Genomic DNA, 19439 nt, shown 5'->3' with positions numbered 1-19439 from the left:
CGACCAATGGGGTCACTATGGGCGGACAGGCGCGGGCGCGGCGTATCGAGGGAGACATCGTCCGGCGGGGCGACCCCGGATACGAGCACGCCTGGCAGGGCATCCTGTGGAACGGCGTCAAGCCCCCGCGGTTCCCGGATGTGATCGTCCGCGTCGCCTCGGAACGCGATGTCCCGGAAGCCGTCGCACTGGCCCGCTCCGAGGGTCTGCGCATCGCCGTACGGTCGGGCGGGCACAGCTGGTGCGGCTCGCCACTGCGCGAAGGGGGCATGCTCATCGACCTCTCCGCACTCAACCGGATCCATATCGACCCGGACTCCGCCACGGCGACTGTCCAGCCCGCCGCCACCGGCCGCGCACTCGCCTCCGAACTCTCCCGGCACGGCCTGGCCTTCCCCACCGGGCACTGCGGATCCGTCGCCCTCGGCGGATATCTCCTCAGCGGCGGTCTCGGCTGGAATTCCGGCGCGCTGGGACCGGCTTGCGCGAGCGTGCGGCAGATAGAAGCCGTGACCGCCGCCGGCGAGGTCGTCAGCTGCGACACGGATGAGAACTCCGACCTGTTCTGGGCGGCGCGGGGAGCCGGCCCCGGCTTCTTCGCGATTGTCACCGGCTTCCGCCTCGCCCTGTACCCGCGCCCGGCGGCAATCGTCACGACCACGTACGCCTTTCCGCTGGCGGACGTCGTACCCGTGACCCGCTGGGTCACCGAGGCCGCCACCGAACTTCCGCCGACCGTCGAGCTGTCCTTCGTACTGGGCACCGCCGACCCGGCCATGTCGGCGGCCACACCGAGGCCCAAGGTCGTCATCGTCGCTGCCACCGCCTTCGCGGACAGCCAGGAAGAGGCGATCCGCTCCCTCGGGCCGCTGCGGGTCTGCCCGCTCGCCGACCACGCCATCTTCCAGCAGGCCGACGAGCCGACCACCCTCGAGGTCCTTTACGAGACGTCAGGGACCGTGTGGCCGGCGAGTCACCGCTGTGGCGCCGACACCCTGTGGTCGGGCGCGGACTACGAAACCCTGCTGTCGAGGCTCGCCCCTGTGGTCGCGGTGGCCCCTTCGGAGAAGTCCCTCGTACTCGCCCCCGTGTCACCGGTCTCACAGGAGAAGGCACTTCAGCACGACATGGCCTTCTCGGTGCTCGGCGACAGCTACGTCGTCCCGTTCGCGATCTGGGACTCCGCGGCGCAGGACGACGCCAACATCAGCTGGCTGCGGGACGCCATGCGTATCGTCGAACCCCTCGGTACGGGCCACTACATCGCGGAAGCCGACCTCACGGCCGACCCCTCCCGAGCCCGCCGCTCCTTCAGCCCGTCCGACTGGGACCGCCTGGGCCGGCTGAAGGCACGCTACGACCCCGAGGACGTCTTCTTCTCCTACCTCGGGCGATCGACAACCTGGGCCGCTTGACGGGCACAAGCGGCATTTGTGTTGCGCCGCCGTGGGCGTGCCGTATGGGGACTCCCTACGGGCGTGCCGTGCGGCTTGCCCTACGGGGACGCGCACGCCAGCCGGAACTCGGTCCACCGCACGCCGTCCGGGGTTATCCGGTGGATGCATCCGCCTTGGTCGACCAGGAGACCGAGCGGGGTCCGCTGGGCGTACAACAGGCCGGGGTCCGTTCGCGTGAAGGTGCGACCGCCGTCCTTGCTCGCATAGGCGCCCTTCTCCCCGTGCAGTACGAGCTCGCCGCCGCGACTGGGCACCACCTGGCCGAGCAGCGTCCGGGGCTCCGCCTTGGGGCCCGTCGTCCACATCCGCTCCCAGGTGCGGCCGCCATCGCGCGAGCGGTGCAGGGCACGCATCGGGTTCTTCACGGGCTCGCCACCCTCCAGCTCGCCCATCTCCGCCGCGTAGACCGCGTCGCGGCCGACTGAAACCGCAACATGGCGCCCGGGCTTCTTCGTGGGGCTCGGCAGCTTGCTGACCGACCAATGGCGGCCCGCGTCACCGGATACGGCGACCGCCACCGCGCCCGAGACCGGATCGCTGCCCGACACCCACCAGGAACCGTCCGGCTCGGCCACACTCGCGGGCACCGGGACGGGAGTCACCCCGGTCCGTGGTTGCCGTGGGCCAGGGGCAGTTGGTGGTACCTGCCCGATCGGTGCCTTCGCGGGCAGGCCCCATAGCAGCGACGGCCCCTGCCTGAGGAACCGGCGCCGACCGTCCTCCGGCGAGAGCACCGCGATTCGGTACTGGGTGCACTCCTGCTCCTCGGGGTCGAGCGAAGACACGCACTCGGTGGACAGCACAGCGCCCTTCGTTATCGCCGCCACCGTGCCGCGCGCCTTCCAGTCACCCGCCCGCCAGGACCTGCCCCCGTCCACCGTGAACCAGGTGCGGCGTGGCCGCTTGTCGCTGTTCTCCCGGATCCAGGCACGGGCCGGGCCCAGGACATGGAGGTCGGCGCTTATGCCCGCGCTGCCGCGCACCACAGGCAGCGGCGATCGGCGCACGGCCCAGGTCGAGCCGCCCCGGTCGAGTACCGCGACATACTGCCTGCAGAAGTTGTTGTCGGGCGTCGCCGCGTCCTCCACACACTGGGCGAGCAGCGCGAAGCCGCTCCCGTCGGCGGCGAACCGCACCTGGTGAGCCCAGCCCGGCAGACCCGGCGCGGACGGTATGCGAGGCAGCGGAACCGACCGCTCCCCGCCCGGCCCCAAGTCCACACCTGGCCCCAACTCCCCGGCCCGCTCCCGATTCTGCCCGCGGTCCGGCGGTCGCGACAGCTCGTCCGCCGAACAGCCCGTCAGCAGCAGCGCGGTCAGTAACCCGATCACGCCCGCAGTCATCCCCGTACACCTGCGCATTGAGCTTCTCCTGCCCTCGGCCGACCGGTCCGCGGTGAACCGGCGCACGGGAGACCGTGCTGCCTCTGATACACCGCGAACCGGCTCCGGGTTCCGCTCCAGCCCGAACCGCGTGAACTCCTTCAGCGAGTCAGCCGAGCGAACCTCCGTACCGCCAGCCGCTCCGCTCCGTACGGGACCGGGCCGGCTGTCCGCGCACGGGCCACCGGTGCCTGCCGCCCGCGGAGGGCACGGTTCACTGTCTGTGATGCCCCGAATAGCGGCATTTCCGGTGTATGGGTAATTTCTTGATCAGGCGCCCTCTTGCGCGGATGCCCGTGACGGCCCTCGTGACGGCCCTCGTGACGGTCCACGCAAGAGCCCAAGGCAAGGAGAGAGCATGTCCCGACCCGTCGTTGTGGGAGTGGACGACTCCGATGAGAGCCTGGCGGCAGTGGACTGGGCCGCGGACGAGGCCGCGGCGCGCGGCGCCGGCCTCCGGCTGGTGAACGCCTCGCAGTGGCAGGAGCACCAGCTTCAGGCCGTGAAGCCGTCCCGCGAGACCCGGACCGACCGGGAGCAGAGTCTGCTGGGTGCGATGGAGGAGCGCGTCCGGGCGCGTCAGTCGGGGGTCGCCATGGCCACGGAGGAGGTCGAGGACGCCCCCGCCAGGGCGCTGCTGGCCGCAGGCTCCGACGCGGACCTGCTCGTCCTGGGGTCGCCCGGACTCGGCACCGTCGGCGGCTTCATCGTCGGCTCGGTGGGGCAGGAGGTCGTGGCGGAGGCGAAGCACCCGGTGGTGCTCGTACGGCCGGATTACGGCGACCGCGAGGCAAGCGCCGGCGCCCCCGGTGGCGATGGACGCCGAAAAGTGGTCCTCGGTCTGGACGTACGCGATGTGAAGGACGAACTTCTCGACTTCGCGTTCGACTTCGCGGAACGACACGCCGTCCCGTTGCACATCGTGCACACCTGGCACTTTCCGGGCCTTCACCACCATGCCGCGGCTGCCGGGCACGGCGGCCCCGACCCGGGGACCAAGGCGGAGCGGGAGTCGGCGCTGTCGGGCGCGGTGCGCCCCTACCGGGACAGGTTCCCGGGCGTGAAGGTGTCCGAGGAGACCGCTCCCGGGCGGGCGGCCAGCCACCTCGTCCAGGCCGCGTCCGATGCGGGACTTGTTGTTGTCGGCCGACGCAGGTCGGGCGCGCACATGGGTTCGGTCACCCACGCGGTGATCCACCACGCTTCCTGTCCCGTCGCCGTCGTTCCGCACGCCTGACGCATTTCACCCGTCGCGGGTGACGCATCGCAGCGGGAGCTCCCGGCATCCTCCGAGCAGGATCCCCAACGCTGCGCGGCCCACCCGGCGCCGGACTGCCGTCGCCCAGGCGCGCCGGGCGGCGGACCGACCTGAACCCACCGAGATCGGGGAACGCTCATGACCGACCTGGACACGCTGTCGGTGAACACTGTCCGTGGTCTCTGTATGGACGCCGTCCAGAAGGCCCAGTCCGGCCACCCGGGCACGCCCATGGGGATCGCTCCCGTCGCCTACACCCTCTGGCAGCAGTTCCTGCGGTTCGATCCCCAGGACCCGATCTGGCCCAACCGCGACCGCTTCGTGCTCTCCGAGGGGCACGCCTCGACGCTGCTGTGGTCCCTGCTCCATCTGACCGGCGTCCGTGCCGTCGACCCGGACTACGAGGTGCTGGGGCGGCCGGCGGTGACGCTCGACGACCTGAAGTCGTTCCGTCAGCTCGGCTCCCGCTGCCCCGGTCACCCCGAGTACCGCTGGACGAGCGGTGTCGAGGCCACGACCGGGCCGCTCGGCCAGGGGGTGGCGAACTCCGTCGGGATGGCGATGGCCGGCAGGTGGCTCGCCGCGCGGTACAACCGGGAGGACTTCCCCCTCTTCGACTTCGATGTGTACGCGCTCGCCGGGGACGGCTGCATGATGGAGGGCGTCGCCTCGGAGGCCGCCTCGCTCGCAGGGCATCAACGGCTGTCCAACCTGTGCTGGATCTACGACTCGAACCGGGTCACCATCGAGGGCCACACCAGCATCACCTTCACCGAGGACGTCGCCGCCCGCTTCCTCGCGTACGGCTGGAACGTGACCACAGTCGCCGACGCCAACGACCTCGACTCCGTCGCCCGCGCCTTCCACACCTTCCGGGCCGAGACCGAGCGCCCCACCCTGGTCCTGGTCCACAGCCACATCGGTTACGGCTCTCCCGTCGAGGACTCACCGAAGGCCCACGGAGCACCGTTCGGACCTGACGGCGTCCGGGCGACCAAGCGCTTCCTCGGCATACCCGAGGACGAGCAGTTCTGGATTCCCGAAGAGGTTCGTGACTGGTTCGGCCAGGGCATCGGTGCGCGCGGTTCACAACTGCGCACCGCCTGGGAGAAACGGTTCGACGCATACCGCGCCGCCTGGCCCGAACTCGCCGACGAGCTGGAGCGCATGCAGCGCCGCGAACTCCCGGACGGATGGGACAGCAAGATTCCCGACTTCCCCGCCGACCCCAAGGGCCTGGCCACCAGGGACTCCTCGGCCCAGGTGCTCAACGCCCTCGCGCAGAGCATTCCCTGGCTCCTCGGCGGCTCCGCCGACCTCGCGCCGTCGACCAAGACCCATCTCACCTTCGACGGCGCGGGAGACTTCCAGCCGGAGAGCCCGTCCGGGCGCAACCTCCACCTCGGCGTCCGGGAACACGCCGCGGCGGCCGTCGCCAACGGTATGGCCCTGACCAAGCTGCGGCCGTACTGGTCGGGATTCCTCATCTTCTCCGACTACGCCAAGGGAGCCATCCGGCTGTCCGCGCTGATGGAGATCCCGGTCGTCCACATCTTCACGCACGACTCCATCGGCGTCGGCGAGGACGGGCCCACCCACCAGCCGGTCGAACAGCTGGCGGGCCTGCGCGCGATGCCGGGACTGCTGGTGTTCCGCCCCGGCGACGCGGGCGAAGTCGTCGAGACCTGGCGGCTGGTCGCCGGCCTGCGCCACGAGCCGGCGGCACTGGTCCTCTCCCGCCAGGCGCTGCCCACGCTCGACCGAACGCGGCTGGCCGCCGCCTCGGGTGTCGCACGCGGTGCCTATGTGCTGGCGGACCCGCCTTCCGGCGAGCCACAGGTGATCCTGCTCGCCACCGGATCCGAAGTGTCCCTGGCGCTGGCCGCCCGGGACGAACTCGCAGCCGACGGCATCGGGGCCCGGGTGGTCAGCATGCCGTGCTGGGAGCTGTTCGACCGTCAGCCGCGGGAGTACCGCGACCAGGTCCTGCCGCCGGCGGTGACCGCGCGGGTCGGCATCGAGCAGGCATCGACGTTCGGCTGGGACCGCTACGTGGGAGACGGGGGCGCTCTCGTCGGCATGCACACCTACGGTGCCTCGGCGCCCCTGAAACAACTGCTCACGAAGTTCGGGTTCACCCCGCAGCGGGTGGCCGAGGTCGCACGGGAGCTGGTGGAGTCCCGGCAGGAGGCGAGGACATGAGCCGGACCTCGGCCACGAGCCGTCCACCAACGCCCTCATCCGTCATCATCATCGCGCTCTGAAGAACGGGGAAGCCGGACATGACCACTGACACACCCATGCAGCTCGGCATGATCGGACTCGGCCGGATGGGCGCCAATCTCGTGCGCCGGCTGATGCGTGACGGTCACCGATGCGTCGTCTACGACCTCGACCGGGAGGCCGTGCAGGAGCTGGAGAAGGAGGGGGCGACGGCCGCCACCTCGCTCCATGACTTCGTCGACAAGCTGGAAAAGCCCAGGAACGTCTGGCAGATGCTCCCCGCCGGGGTGGTGCAGCCGACACTGGACCAGCTGGCCGCGCTGCTCGACCCCGATGACACCGTCGTCGACGGCGGCAACTCGTACTACCGGGACGACATCGCCCGGGCGCAGCAGCTCGCTCCCCGCGGAATTCACTACGTCGACTGCGGGACCTCGGGCGGCGTCTGGGGCCTCGAAAGGGGCTACTGCCTGATGATCGGCGGCGAGGACGACGCGGTGGCACGGCTGAACCCGATCTTCCGCACCATCGCCCCCGACGCCGGGAGCGTCGAGCCCACCCCGGGCAGGACCCGCGCCGACGGGACCGCGCCCGAGGGCTATCTGCACTGCGGCCCGAGCGGCGCGGGCCACTTCGTGAAGATGGTGCACAACGGAGTCGAGTACGGGATGATGGCCGCCGTCGCCGAGGGGCTCAGCATCATCAAGCACGCGGACGCGGGCCTGCGCCGCAGGGCCGTCGACGCCGAGACCGCCCCGCTGCGCGAGCCGGAGGCCTACCAGTACGAGATCGACGTCGCCGAGGTCGCCGAGGTGTGGCGCCGGGGCTCGGTCGTCAGTTCATGGCTTGTCGACCTCGTCGCCGACGCGCTGGCGCGCTCGCCCGAGCTCGACACGTTCACCGGCCGCGTCTCGGACTCGGGTGAGGGCCGCTGGACGGTCCTGGCGGCGGTCGACGAGAGCGTGCCCGCCCCGGTCATCATCTCTGCGCTGACACAGCGGTACGAATCGCGCGGGCTGGGCGAGTTCACCGACAAGCTGCTGTCCGCGATGCGCGGCGAGTTCGGCGGTCACGCCGAGAAGGCGGGGTGAACCGTGGCCGGCCCTTCCCAGCCGGAAAGCCGTCCCCCGGTCCCGGAGGACCACGTCATCGTGCTCTTCGGCGCGACCGGCGACCTGGCCCGGCGCAAGCTCCTGCCGGGGCTTTTCCACCTGGCCAAGGCGGGGCTGATGCCGCCCCGCTTCCGTGTCATCGGCTCGGCGCCCTCCCAGGTCGCGCTCAGCGACGACGAATTCCGCAAGCGGGCCCGGGAGGCGGTCGCCGAGTTCGGAAGGTCCAAGCCCGAGGGCAAGGCGTGGCAGGAGTTCGAGGACGCGCTGTCCTTCGGCGCGGCCGACCCCGACGCCCCCGAGCCGCTCCTGGAGGCCGTACGGGAGGCCGAGCGGGCCGTCGGCGGCAACCCCCGGCGCCTGTTCCACCTCGCCGTGCCGCCCAAGGCCTTCGGCTCCGTTGTGGAGCTGCTCGGCACGACCGGCCTCGCCGACAACGGCCGTGTCATCGTGGAGAAGCCCTTCGGCACGGACCTCCCCTCGGCCCAGGCCCTCAACGCGACGATCCACGCGGTCTTCGACGAGTCCCGCGTCTTCCGCATTGACCACTTCCTCGGCAAGGAGTCCGTCGACAACATCCTCGCCCTCCGCTTCGCCAACGGCCTCCTCGAGCCCGTGTGGAACCGCGACCACATCAGCCATGTGCAGATCGACGTGCCGGAGAAGATCGGCATCGAGGGCCGCGCACAGTTCTTCGAAGGGACCGGCACCTTCCGGGACATGATCGTCACTCACCTCTTCCAGCTCATGGGGTTCGTGGCGATGGAACCCCCGACCGCCCTTGCGGCGAAGCCCCTGCGGGACGAGAAGGAGAAGGTTTTCGAGAGCATGCGGCCGCTGGATCCGGCACAGGTCGTCCGCGGCCAGTACGAGGGCTATCGCGACGAGCCGGGCGTCGACCCGCGGTCGGACACCGAGACCTTCGTCGCGCTGCGCGTCGAACTCGACAACTGGCGGTGGGCCGGAGTGCCCTTCTACCTGCGCTCGGGAAAGGCGCTCGGTCAGGGGCGGCACGTCGTGACGCTCGGTTTCCGGGAACCGGCGCTGCGCATGTTCCCCCTGGCCGTGCAGTGCGGCACAGAATCCCGGAACAATGAACTGGTGATTGATTTCGCTGACCCCGGCCGGATCGCCGCCCGTTTCCTGGTGAAGGAGCCAGGACCCGCCATGCGCCTGAGCGAGGCCGAGATGGTCTTCAACTACGCCGACTCCGTCAACTCGATGTACGCACTGGAGGGATACGAGCGCCTCATCCTGGACGCGATGCTCGGGGACCAGTCCCTGTTCACCCGCTCCGACGGGATCGAGCGGCTCTGGGAGGCATCCGCCCCGCTGCTGGAGAACCCGCAGCCGGTCGAGCGCTACGCACCGGGCTCCTGGGGCCCGGAGTCGGTCGACCGGCTCATCGCGCCCTACCGGTGGAGCCTGCCGGACGCTCACTGACACCCGCGAGTGACTCCGTGCGGCCGGGCCCGGTGCCCGGCCGCGCCCGCGGCTGCTCCGTATGACACCGGTACATCATCCCCACGGGCTACGCATGGCGCGGCGGGCGGCATCTGCCGCCCCCGGCGACCGCCTCACCCTTCTAGCCTCGACGGCATGCTCGGGCTTCCGGATCACGTACGCACTTGCCTGTTCGACCTCGACGGCGTCCTCACGCGCACCGCAAAGGTGCACGCGGCGGCATGGAAGGAGATGTTCGACGACTACCTCCGCAGGCGCGCCGAACGTGAAGGCGTTCCCTTCGAGCCGTTCGACGCCGTGCACGACTACGACGAGTACGTGGACGGCCGGCCGCGCGAGGACGGGGTGCGCACCTTCCTCGCCTCGCGGCGGATCCGGCTGCCCGAGGGTGCGCCCGACGACGGGCCGGACACGGAGACGGTGAACGGCCTGGGCACCCGTAAGAACGCGCTGGTGCTCCGTAAGATCCGTGAGCAGGGTGTGGAGGCCTACGAGGGTTCGGTGGCGTATGTGAGCGCCGCCAGGGACGCGGGTCTGCGGCGTGCCGTGGTCTCCTCGAGCGCCAACTGCCGCGATGTGCTGGCCGCGGCGGGCATCGAGGACCTCTTCGAGGAGCGCATCGACGGGATCGTCGCCAGGGAGCAGCGTTTGCGGGGCAAGCCGCAACCGGACACCTATCTGGCCGCCGCCCGTGCCCTGGGCGTCGAACCGGGGGCCGCGGCGGTCTTCGAGGACGCCCTGGCGGGCGTGGAAGCCGGCCGGGCAGGGAGGTTCGGCCTTGTCGTGGGCATCGACAGGACTGGGCAGGCCGCGGAGCTCCGGCGGCACGGCGCGGACATCGTGGTGAAGGATCTCGCCGAACTGCTGGAGTCACGATGATCACCCATCCCAGCTATCTGGTCGAACCGTGGTGCCTGCGCGAGACCGAGCTGAACCTCGACGTCCTCGCCCAGAGCGAGTCCGTGTTCGCGCTCGCCAACGGCCACATCGGATGGCGCGGCAATCTCGACGAGGGCGAACCGCACGGGCTTCCCGGCGCCTATCTCAACGGTGTCCACGAACTGCACCCGCTGCCGTACGCCGAGGGCGGCTACGGCTATCCGGAGTCCGGTCAGACGATGATCAACATCACCGACGGGAAGATCATCCGGCTGCTGGTGGACGACCACCCCTACGACCTGCGGTACGGCGAACTCACGGCACACGAGCGGGTGCTGGACTTCCGTACAGGAGTCCTCCGCCGCACCGCGGAGTGGACCTCCCCGGGCGGCCGCGCCGTCCGCATCACCTCGTACCGGCTGGTGTCGTTCACCCAGCGCGCCATCGCGGCGATCGCGTACGAGGTGGAGCCGCTGGACGCCGGGGCCACCGTGGCCGTCCAGTCCGAGCTGGTCGCCAACGAGCAGATGCCGCACGACACCGGCGACCCGCGGGTCGCGGCCGCGGTCGAGTCCCCGCTCGAGGCGGAGGAGGACTTCGCCCAGGACACGCGGCTGCGCCTGGTGCACTGCACCACGAGGAGCGCCCAGCGGGTGGCGGCCGCGGCCGACCACATCGTCGAGGGCCCCGAGGGGACGGCCTGGTCGGCCGAGAGCGAGCCCGACGTCAGCAGGCTCACGGTCACCGCCGCCCTGGCGCCCGGCGAGCGGCTGCGGCTGGTGAAGTTCGTGGCGTACGGGTGGTCCGCGGAGAGGTCGCTGCCCGCCGTCCGCGACCAGGTCGACGGCGCGGTCGCCGCCGCCCGCAGCACCGGCTGGGACGGGCTGCTCGCCGAGCAGCGGGCCTATCTGGACAACTTCTGGTCCGGCGCGGACGTAGAGGTGGACGGGGACGCGGAGATCCAGCAGGCCGTGCGCTTCGGGCTGTTCCATGTGCTGCAGGCCGCGGCCCGCGGCGAGGAACGGGCGATCCCCGCCAAGGGGCTGACGGGGACGGGCTACGACGGGCACTCGTTCTGGGACGTGGAGTCCTTCGTCCTCCCGGTGCTCACCTACACGGCCCCCCAGTCCGTCGCCCCGGTCCTGCGCTGGCGGCACACGACCCTGCCCGCGGCCCGGGACCGCGCCCATCAGCTCGGGCTGGCCGGAGCGGCGTTCCCGTGGCGGACCATCACCGGCGCGGAATGCTCGGCGTACTGGCCGGCGGGCACGGCCGCGTTTCATGTCAACGCCGACATCGCCGACGCCGTGCTGCGGTATGTGACCGCCACCGGCGACGAGGCGTTCGAGCGGGGGCCGGGACTGGAACTGCTGGTGCACACCGCGCGGCTCTGGCACTCGCTCGGCCACCACGACGCGGAGGGCGTCTTCCATATCGACGGCGTCACGGGCCCCGACGAGTACAGCGCCATCGCCCGCGACAACCTCTACACCAACCTGATGGCGCGCCGGAATCTGGTGGCTGCCGCGGAGGCGGCGGTGCGCCACGTCGAACGCGCGGAGGAACTGGGGGTCGACGACGAGGAGACCGCCGCATGGCGGGACGCCGCCGCCCGGATCGCCGTGCCGTACAACGAGATGCTCGGTGTGCACGAGCAGTCGGCCGGGTTCACGGGCTTCCAGCGGTGGGACTTCGACAACACCTCCCCGGAGCAGTACCCGCTGATGCTGCATTTCCCGTACTTCGACCTCTACCGCAAGCAGGTCGTGAAACAGGCGGACCTGGTCCTCGCCATGTTGACCTGCGGCGACGCCTTCACCGCCGAGGAGAAGGCCCGCAACTTCGCCTACTACGAGCAGCTGACCGTACGGGACTCCTCGCTGTCGGCGTGCTGCCAGGCCGTCATGGCCGCCGAGACGGGACACCTCCGGCTGGCCTATGCCTATCTGGGCGAGGCGGCCCTGATGGACCTGGAGAACCTGGAGCACAACACTCGCGACGGTCTTCACATCGCCTCCCTTGCGGGCACCTGGATGGCGTTGGTGCTCGGGCTCGGAGGAATGCGCCAGTACGACGGGGAGAGCGGTGCGGGCGATCTGGGGTTCGCCCCGCGGCTGCCCGAGCGTCTCTCCGGCCTTCGGTTCACCGTGCTGGTGCGGGGGCGCAGGCTGCATGTGGACATCCGCAGCTCCGCAGCCGTCTACACCCTGGTGGAGGGGGACCCGCTGAAGATCATGCACCACGGCGAGCCGCTCACCGTCAGAGTGTCCCGGCCCGTGGAGCGTCCCCTGCCACCGGTGCCCGTACAACCGGAACCGCAGCAGCCCAGGGGCCATCGCCCTGCCGACCGCGCGGCGATGATCGGCGGGGAGGCGGTCGGCTGACCTGTCAGCCCGCCGTCCGCTCCAGAGAGGCGGGATGTGACACGACCACGCGGCAGCCTGGCACGATCCCCAGTGGGCTTGTAATGCTTGGTGGTCGGCTCCGGAAAACCTTCGGGGGATGACGGGGGGCCAGGCGGAGTATTGGTCGTCGGCCGGGCGTGGCGATGCCGCGGTCGGTGGCCCGATCGAGCCGTGGGGGATGCGGAGCACGAACCGGTCCGGCAGGAAGAGCAAGGTGCCGGGGGGCCGAGCAGCGCCCACGCTGCCGTCGAGCAGGAGGAGGATCTGGGGCTGACCGGACCGATGGATTCGCCCCAACAGCAAGGTGGCACATGGCATGTTCACCACCCGGCCGACCCTCCAGGGCACCTTCGGCATGGTGTCCTCCACCCACTGGCTCGCCTCGCAGTGCGCGATGGCTGTCCTCGAGGACGGCGGCAACGCCTACGACGCCGCCGTCGCCGCGGGATTCGTCCTGCATGTCGTCGAGCCGCATCTGTGCGGTCCCGCCGGCGAGGTGCCGATCATCCTCGCGCCGGCGGGCGGCGAGGTGCGGGTGCTGTGCGGGCAGGGGCCCGCACCCGCCGGAGCGAGCGTCGACCACTACCGCTCCCTGGGCCTCGACCTCGTGCCCGGCACGGGACCGCTGGCCGCCGCCGTGCCCGGGGCGTTCGACGCGTGGATGGTGCTGCTGCGCGACCACGGCACCAAGTCCCTCTCCGACGTGCTGCGTTACGCGATCGGATATGCGGAGGACGGACACGCGCCCGTCGAGCGGATCGGCGAGACCGTGGAGAGCGTCCGCGAGCTGTTCGAGACGGAGTGGACGTCGTCCGCCGAGGTGTATCTGCCGGGCGGCAACACCCCTGCCCCTGGTGGGCTGCTGCGCAATCCGGCGCTCGCCGCGACCTGGCGGCGGCTGATCGCCGAGACGTCCGGCGGCGGGCGCGTCGCCGAGATCGAGGCCGCGCGGAAAGTATGGAGCGAGGGCTTCATCGCCGAGGCGCTCGTGCGCCAGGCCGCCCGCCCCACACTGGACACCAGCGGCGAACGCCACACAGGCACGCTGACGGCGGCCGACCTGGCGGACTGGTCCGCATCCTACGAAGCCCCGGCGACGTACGACTGGAACGGCTGGACCCTGTGCAAGGCGGGCGGCTGGAGCCAAGGTTCCGCTTTCCTCCAGCAGTTGGCGCTGCTCCCCGACGAGCTGCCGGAGTACGGCTCGGCCGCCTACATCCATCTGCTGGTCGAGGGCTGCAAGTTGGCGATGGCGGATCGGGAGGCCTGGTACGGGGACGCGGCCGAAGTGCCCCTCGACACGCTGCTGTCGAAGCCGTACAACGAAGCCCGCCGCGCGCTCATCGGCGACAGGGCCTCGTACGAACTGCGCCCCGGCAGCCCCGGCGGCCGCACGCCCGTACTGAGCACGCACGCCGGGGACGTGGCCGACGACGAGCCCGAATTCAGCCCCATGGGGGTGGGCGAGCCCACCGTCGCCAAGGATGGCGCGACCCGCGGCGACACCTGCCACCTCGACATCGTCGACCGCTGGGGCAACATGATCGCCGCCACACCGAGCGGCGGCTGGCTGCAGTCCAACCCCGTCGTCCCCGAGCTGGGCTTCCCGCTCGGCACGCGCCTCCAGATGGCCTGGCTCGACCCCGGCCTGCCCAACACCCTCACGCCGGGCCGCCGGCCCCGCACCACCCTCACGCCCTCGCTCGCGCTGCGCGACGGCGTGCCCGTGATGGCCTTCGGAACGCCCGGCGGTGACCAGCAGGACCAGTGGCAGCTGCACTTCTTCCTGGCCGTGGCGCTGCGCCCGGCGGTACGCGGCGGGCTCGACCTCCAGGGCGCGATCGACGCGCCGGGCTGGCACAACGACAGCTTCCCCAGCTCCTTCTACCCGCGCGGTATGCGGCCGGGCAGCCTGACTGTCGAATCCCGTACGGACCCGGATGTGATCACCGAGCTGCGTCTCCGTGGTCACGATGTGACGGTCGGTGACGGCTGGTCGGAGGGCCGGCTGTGCGCGGTCGCCCGGGACCCGCGGACGGGCGTGCTGTCGGCCGCGGCGAACCCGAGGGGAATGCAGGGTTACGCGGTGGGGCGCTGAGCGGACAGCCCGATGTCAGCGGGCCGTGCTTAGCTGGCAACATGATCGATGACTTCCTGAACGGTGATCTTTCCGACGTCGAGGAGGCGGTCCGCAAGGCGGCCGCCACCGAGATCACGCCGCGCTTCCGGCAGCTTGCCGCGCACGAGATCGTCGAGAAGAGCGGCCCGCACGACCTGGTGACGATCGCCGACCGGCTCGCCGAGGAGCACCTCACGAAATCCCTGACGGCGCTGCTCCCCGGCTCCGTGGTGGTCGGCGAGGAAGCGGTGCACGCGGATCCGTCCGTGTACGAGGCGCTGCACGGCGACGCGCCCGTGTGGATCGTCGACCCGGTCGACGGCACCCGGCAGTTCGTCCGCGGCGAGGCGGGCTTCTGCACGCTGGTCGCCCTCGCCCAGCACGGCGAGGTGCTCGCCTCCTGGACGTACGCGCCGGTGCTGGAGGAGATGGCGATCGCGGTACGTGGCGGTGGCGCCCGGCTCAACGACGCGCCGATACGGTCGGGTTCGCCCGCGCCCGAGGCGGTGCTCGAGGTGGCCATGTCCCACCCGGACTACACGACCCCGGACCAGAAGCGCGCCCTCCTGGGCCTGGACGTGCCCGGAGTGCGTGGTCGTCCCTGCGGTTCGGCGGGCCTGGAGTATCTGGCCGTGGCCCGGGGCGAGCTGGACGCGGTGGCCTTCTCCTGGGAGAACGCATGGGACCACGCGGCGGGGCTCCTTCTGGTGACGGAGGCGGGCGGGGCGCATATGACGGTGGCGGGTGAGCGGTTCCGTATCGGGGGAGGCAATGCGCTCCCGTTCACGGCGGCGCGCGACGCGGAGACGGCACGCCGGGTCCGGAGCCTGCTGCTGGGGTGACGGGGGTGCTTTCCCCCACCCCGGCCGAGAGGTGTGGGGTGACCGGCGGCGATTCCCCTCCCTGCCCCTTCCCGAAACTGGGGGCTTTGCCCCCAGAACCCCTGCCGGGGGAAGGGTCGTGTGGGGGCTGACGCCCCCACACCCCCGGGAGCGGAGTCACCCGGTCATGTGGTGAGCGTGGGCCGGGGACGTTGGTGGCAGTCGACCGGTCATGTGGTCGGGGTGGGCCGGGGACGTTGGTGGAGTCACCCGGTCATGTGGTCGGGGTGGGCCGGGGGCGTTGCTGGTTGCTGTCTGTGGGTGGTTTCCTCCGGCGAACCGCTGTACCCCCGCGGTGAGCGGTCTTGTCTCGTTCGGGTGGGGAGGGGCCGTGCAGTGTCGGCCCCGCCAGTCGCCCGGTCATGTGGTGAGCGTGGGCCGGGGGCGTTGGTGGTTGCTCTTCGTGGGTGGTTTCCTCCGGCGAACCGTGGGGGGATTGGCGGCAAATCCGGGGTCACGCACCAAGACCCTGTACGCCGCCGACCCCGAGGAGTCGAGCCCGGAGGGGCACCGGAGCCCGCATCCGACAAGAACCCGCACCCCGCAGCCCGGGCAACAAGCACCCGCGCCTCGCCGGAGGCAACCCGCACCCGACAAGACCGGACGACCCCGGGCCCGGGCAACAAGACCCGCGGTGAGCTGCTGCGCCATCGATTCGATCGTGCAATTCATCACGGCGGAGCCCACCGCCGCGCCCGCTGTCGGTGCCCGGGAATATCCTGGGGACCTTGGCCATCGGCTGACAAAGGAGTCCGAAGGTGCCGTCGATGCTCGATGCCGTCGTCGTGGGGGCGGGACCCAACGGACTGACCGCCGCTGTCGAACTGGCCCGCCGTGGCTTCTCGGTGGCGGTGTACGAGGCCATGGACACGGTCGGTGGGGGAGCGAGGACCGAAGAGCTCACCCTCCCCGGCTTCCGCCATGACCCGTGCTCCGCCGTCCACCCGCTCGGCGTCGGCTCGCCCGCCTTCTCCGCCATGCCCCTGGCGCGGCACGGCCTCGAGTGGTTGCATCCCGAACTACCGCTCGCTCACCCCTTCCCCGACGGCACGGCCGCCGTGCTGAGCCGCTCGGTCGGCGAGACCGCCATGTCCTTCGGTGCCGGTGACGCGGGAGCGTACCGACGCCTCGTCGCCCCCTACATCGGCCACTGGGACACCCTCGCCGCCGATTTGCTGCGCGCGCCCTGGGACGGGCTGCCCCGAGACCCGTACCGCTTCGCCCGCTTCGGGCTGACCGCGCTGCAGCCGGCCAGCTGGCTCTCGCGCCGCTTCGAGGGCGAGCGGGCGCGCGGCCTGTTCGCCGGGCTCGCCGCCCACGCCATCGCCCCCATCAGCGGGCTTGCCACCGGCGGCATCGCCCTGATGTTCGCGCTGGCCGCCCATGAGGTGGGCTGGCCGGTGCCGCGTGGCGGTTCGCAGGCGATCTCCGACGCGCTCGCCTCGTATCTGCGAGAACAGGGCGGCGTGATCCACACCGGCACGGAGGTGAAGCGGCTGGACGAGCTGCCTCCGGCCCGCGCGTACATCTTCGACACCTCGCCGACCGCGCTCGCCCGGATCGCCGGTCTCGGCCAGGCATACAAGCACTACCGGTACGGCGCCGCCGCTTTCAAGATCGACTACGCGCTGTCGGGACCGATGCCCTGGACCGCGAAGGAGGCCCGCGCTGCAGGCACCGTCCATATCGGCCCCACGGCCGGTGAGATCGAGGCGGCCCTGGCCGCCGCCGTCGGGGGGCGCGACCCCAGGGTCCCCTTCCTGATCACCGCCCAGCCGAGCGTGATCGACCCTTCCAGGGCCCCGGCCGGCAAGCATGTCCTGTGGGCGTACGGCCATGTGCCGGCCGGCTGGGAAGGCGACGCCACCGAGGTCATCGAGCGGCAGCTGGAGCGCTTCGCGCCCGGTTTCCGCGATCTCGTGCTGGCCCGCGCCGTCGCCGGTCCGCCCCAGATCGCCCAGCGCAACGCCAATTACATCGGCGGTGACATCGCCTGCGGTGCCTACGCGGGACTCCAGACGGTGATCCGCCCCAAGCTCGCCCGGGTCCCGTACGCGACCGCGCACCCCGCCGTTTTCCTCTGCTCCTCCGCGACCCCGCCGGGCCCAGGGGTGCACGGCATGTCCGGCCACCTCGCGGCGAAGGCGGTGTGGCGCCGCCTCCGCGCCGCCCGCTGAGACGGCGCATCATGGCCGTATGACACAGCACCACCCGGCCATCACCCTCGTACGCGGCGACATCACCCAGCAGCAGGTCGACGCCATCGTCAACGCCGCCAATTCCTCGTTGCTCGGCGGCGGTGGCGTCGACGGGGCGATCCACCGGCGCGGCGGCCCGGAGATCCTGGCCGAGTGCCGCGCCCTGCGCGCCTCGCACTACGGCAAGGGCCTGCCCACCGGCCGGGCCGTCGCCACCACCGCGGGCAACCTCGATGCCGGCCATGTGATCCATACGGTCGGCCCCGTCTGGTCCCGCCAGGAGGACCGGTCCGCCCTCCTCGCCTCCTGCTACCGCGAATCGTTGCGCGTGGCAGCCGAGTTGGGAGCCGAGACCGTCGCCTTCCCCGCCATCTCGACCGGCATCTACGGCTGGCCGATGGACGACGGGGCGCGCATCGCGATCCGTACGGTGCGCGAGGCGGCCGCGGCACCCGTCACCGAGGTACGGTTCGTGCTCTTCGACGAGCAGGCGTATACAGAGTTCGAGACGGCCCTGGCAGCGCAAGGCTGATGTCGTTTTCTCGCTAGCTCCAGCCGTTCGGCATCCCTGATGCTTGAGCCATGCACACCGACACCGAGCGCTGCGTACGCGCCGTCCAGTCGAAGGACGCCCGATTCGACGGCTGGTTCTTCACGGCCGTACTGACCACGCGGATCTACTGCCGTCCCAGCTGCCCGGTGGTGCCGCCGAAGGTCGAGAACATGACCTTCTACCCGAGCGCCGCCGCCTGCCAGCAGGCCGGATTCCGGGCCTGCAAGCGCTGCCGCCCGGACACCAGCCCCGGCTCGCCGGAGTGGAACGCCCGCGCCGATGCCGTCGCCCGCGCCATGCGGCTCATCCGTGACGGGGTCGTCGACCGCGAAGGCGTGCCGGGCCTCGCCGCCCGCCTCGGCTACTCCACCCGCCAGATCGAGCGCCAGCTCCTCGCCGAGCTGGGCGCGGGCCCACTCGCCCTGGCCCGCGCCCAGCGCGCCCAGACCGCCCGCCTCCTCATCGAGACCACCGGCCTCCCCATGGCCGAGGTCGCCTTCGCGGCCGGTTTCTCCTCCATCCGCACCTTCAACGACACCGTCCGCGAGGTGTTCGCGCTGGCCCCGAGCGAACTGCGCACCCGCGCCGCGCACAGCAGGTCCGCACCGCCGCAGACTCCCGGCGTGATCGCACTGCGCCTGCCGTACCGCGTGCCGCTCAACCCCAGCAACCTCTTCGGGCATCTCGCCGCGACCGGGGTCCCCGGCGTAGAGGAGTGGCGCGACGGCGCGTACCGCCGCACCCTGAGCCTCCCGTACGGACACGGCATCGTCGCCCTCACCCCGCGGCCCGACCACATCGCCTGCCGGCTCTCCCTCACCGATCCGCGCGACCTCACCATCGCGATCAGCCGCTGCCGCTGGATGCTCGACCTCGATGCCGACCCGGTAGCCGTCGACGACCAGCTGCGTACGGACGAGTTGCTCACCCCGCTGGTCGACAAGGCCCCCGGCCGGCGGGTGCCGAGGACTGTGGACGCCGCGGAGTTCGCGGTACGGGCGGTGCTCGGCCAACAGGTCTCGACGGCCGCCGCCCGTACCCACGCCGGCCGGCTGGTCACCGCGCACGGCCGGGCGATCGACGACCCCGAGGGCGGCCTCACCCATCTCTTCCCGTCCTCCGAGGCGCTGGCCGCACTGGACCCGGAAACCCTGGCGCTGCCGCGCAGCCGCCGCACCACGCTGACGACCCTGGTCGGCGCGCTCGCCGGCGGCTCGCTGCAGCTCGGCCTGGACAGCGACTGGGAGCAGGCGCGCGCCCAGCTGACCGCGCTGCCCGGATTCGGCCCCTGGACTGTCGAGGTGATCGCGATGCGCGCCCTCGGCGACCCCGACGCCTTCCTGCCCGGCGACCTGGGGATGCGGCGCGCCGCAGCCGAACTCGGTCTGCCCTCGACTCCGGCCGCGCTCACCGGGCGCGCCGCGGCCTGGCGACCCTGGCGGGCATACGCCGTCCAGTACCTCTGGGCCACCGAGGACCACGCCATCAACCGCCTCCCCGCGTAAGGAAGT

General features: G+C 71.4%; 13 protein-coding genes. 12 read left to right on the top strand and 1 reads right to left on the bottom strand.

Annotated features, from left to right (window positions below; translation table 11 throughout):
- Positions 1-17 precede the first annotated feature (17 nt).
- Positions 18-1415, top strand: coding sequence for an FAD-binding oxidoreductase (locus ACFYXH_RS29715; protein ID WP_389569204.1), 1398 nt, complete (start codon positions 18-20; stop codon positions 1413-1415).
- A gap of 80 nt (positions 1416-1495) precedes the next feature.
- On the opposite strand, the gene ACFYXH_RS29710 is transcribed toward ACFYXH_RS29715, so the two are convergent.
- Positions 1496-2800 carry a WD40/YVTN/BNR-like repeat-containing protein gene (locus tag ACFYXH_RS29710; protein WP_389569201.1) on the bottom strand — a complete coding sequence of 435 codons (1305 nt, stop codon included), beginning with the start codon at positions 2798-2800 and terminating at the stop codon, positions 1496-1498.
- A 397-nt stretch (positions 2801-3197) separates the two neighbouring features.
- Between ACFYXH_RS29710 and ACFYXH_RS29705 the strand changes: the two genes are divergently transcribed.
- The 11 genes from ACFYXH_RS29705 (at position 3198) to ACFYXH_RS29655 (ending at position 19433) form a co-directional block, all read left to right on the top strand.
- Entirely contained in the window at positions 3198-4076 is an 879-nt protein-coding gene (locus ACFYXH_RS29705; protein ID WP_389569199.1) for a universal stress protein, read from the top strand.
- Between the two features lie 159 nt (positions 4077-4235).
- Positions 4236-6299, top strand: a complete 2064-nt coding sequence (gene tkt, locus ACFYXH_RS29700; RefSeq protein WP_389569196.1) for a transketolase — start codon at positions 4236-4238, stop codon at positions 6297-6299.
- Between the two features lie 80 nt (positions 6300-6379).
- Positions 6380-7411 (top strand): phosphogluconate dehydrogenase (NAD(+)-dependent, decarboxylating), encoded by a 1032-nt coding sequence (gene gnd / locus ACFYXH_RS29695; protein WP_389569193.1) that lies wholly within the window; start codon positions 6380-6382, stop codon positions 7409-7411.
- A 3-nt stretch (positions 7412-7414) separates the two neighbouring features.
- Positions 7415-8872, top strand: coding sequence for a glucose-6-phosphate dehydrogenase (gene zwf / locus ACFYXH_RS29690; RefSeq protein ID WP_389569190.1), 1458 nt, complete (start codon positions 7415-7417; stop codon positions 8870-8872).
- A gap of 156 nt (positions 8873-9028) precedes the next feature.
- Positions 9029-9772 carry an HAD family hydrolase gene (locus ACFYXH_RS29685; RefSeq protein WP_389569187.1) on the top strand — a complete coding sequence of 248 codons (744 nt, stop codon included), beginning with the start codon at positions 9029-9031 and terminating at the stop codon, positions 9770-9772.
- Positions 9769-12156 (top strand): glycoside hydrolase family 65 protein, encoded by a 2388-nt coding sequence (locus ACFYXH_RS29680; RefSeq protein ID WP_389569185.1) that lies wholly within the window; start codon positions 9769-9771, stop codon positions 12154-12156. The genes ACFYXH_RS29685 and ACFYXH_RS29680 overlap by 4 nt, the downstream gene beginning before the upstream one ends.
- Positions 12157-12493: 337 nt before the next feature.
- Positions 12494-14275 (top strand): gamma-glutamyltransferase family protein, encoded by a 1782-nt coding sequence (locus ACFYXH_RS29675; RefSeq protein ID WP_389569182.1) that lies wholly within the window; start codon positions 12494-12496, stop codon positions 14273-14275.
- A gap of 41 nt (positions 14276-14316) precedes the next feature.
- Positions 14317-15138, top strand: a complete 822-nt coding sequence (locus tag ACFYXH_RS29670) for an inositol monophosphatase family protein (protein ID WP_389569179.1) — start codon at positions 14317-14319, stop codon at positions 15136-15138.
- 797 nt (positions 15139-15935) lie between these two features.
- Positions 15936-17354 carry a phytoene desaturase family protein gene (locus ACFYXH_RS29665; RefSeq protein ID WP_389569176.1) on the top strand — a complete coding sequence of 473 codons (1419 nt, stop codon included), beginning with the start codon at positions 15936-15938 and terminating at the stop codon, positions 17352-17354.
- Positions 17355-17373: 19 nt separating this feature from the next.
- Positions 17374-17907: an O-acetyl-ADP-ribose deacetylase gene (locus ACFYXH_RS29660; protein WP_389569174.1), complete on the top strand. Its 534-nt coding sequence runs from the start codon at positions 17374-17376 to the stop codon at positions 17905-17907.
- 50 nt (positions 17908-17957) lie between these two features.
- Positions 17958-19433 carry an AlkA N-terminal domain-containing protein gene (locus tag ACFYXH_RS29655; RefSeq protein WP_389569172.1) on the top strand — a complete coding sequence of 492 codons (1476 nt, stop codon included), beginning with the start codon at positions 17958-17960 and terminating at the stop codon, positions 19431-19433.
- The last annotated feature ends 6 nt before the right edge of the window (positions 19434-19439 follow it).

Origin of the sequence: Streptomyces sp. NPDC002730, assembly GCF_042888805.1 — a bacterium.
GTDB lineage: Bacteria > Actinomycetota > Actinomycetes > Streptomycetales > Streptomycetaceae > Streptomyces.
The sequence above is the reverse complement of the archived record's forward strand: the minus strand, read 5'-3'. Positions and strand labels throughout refer to the sequence as shown.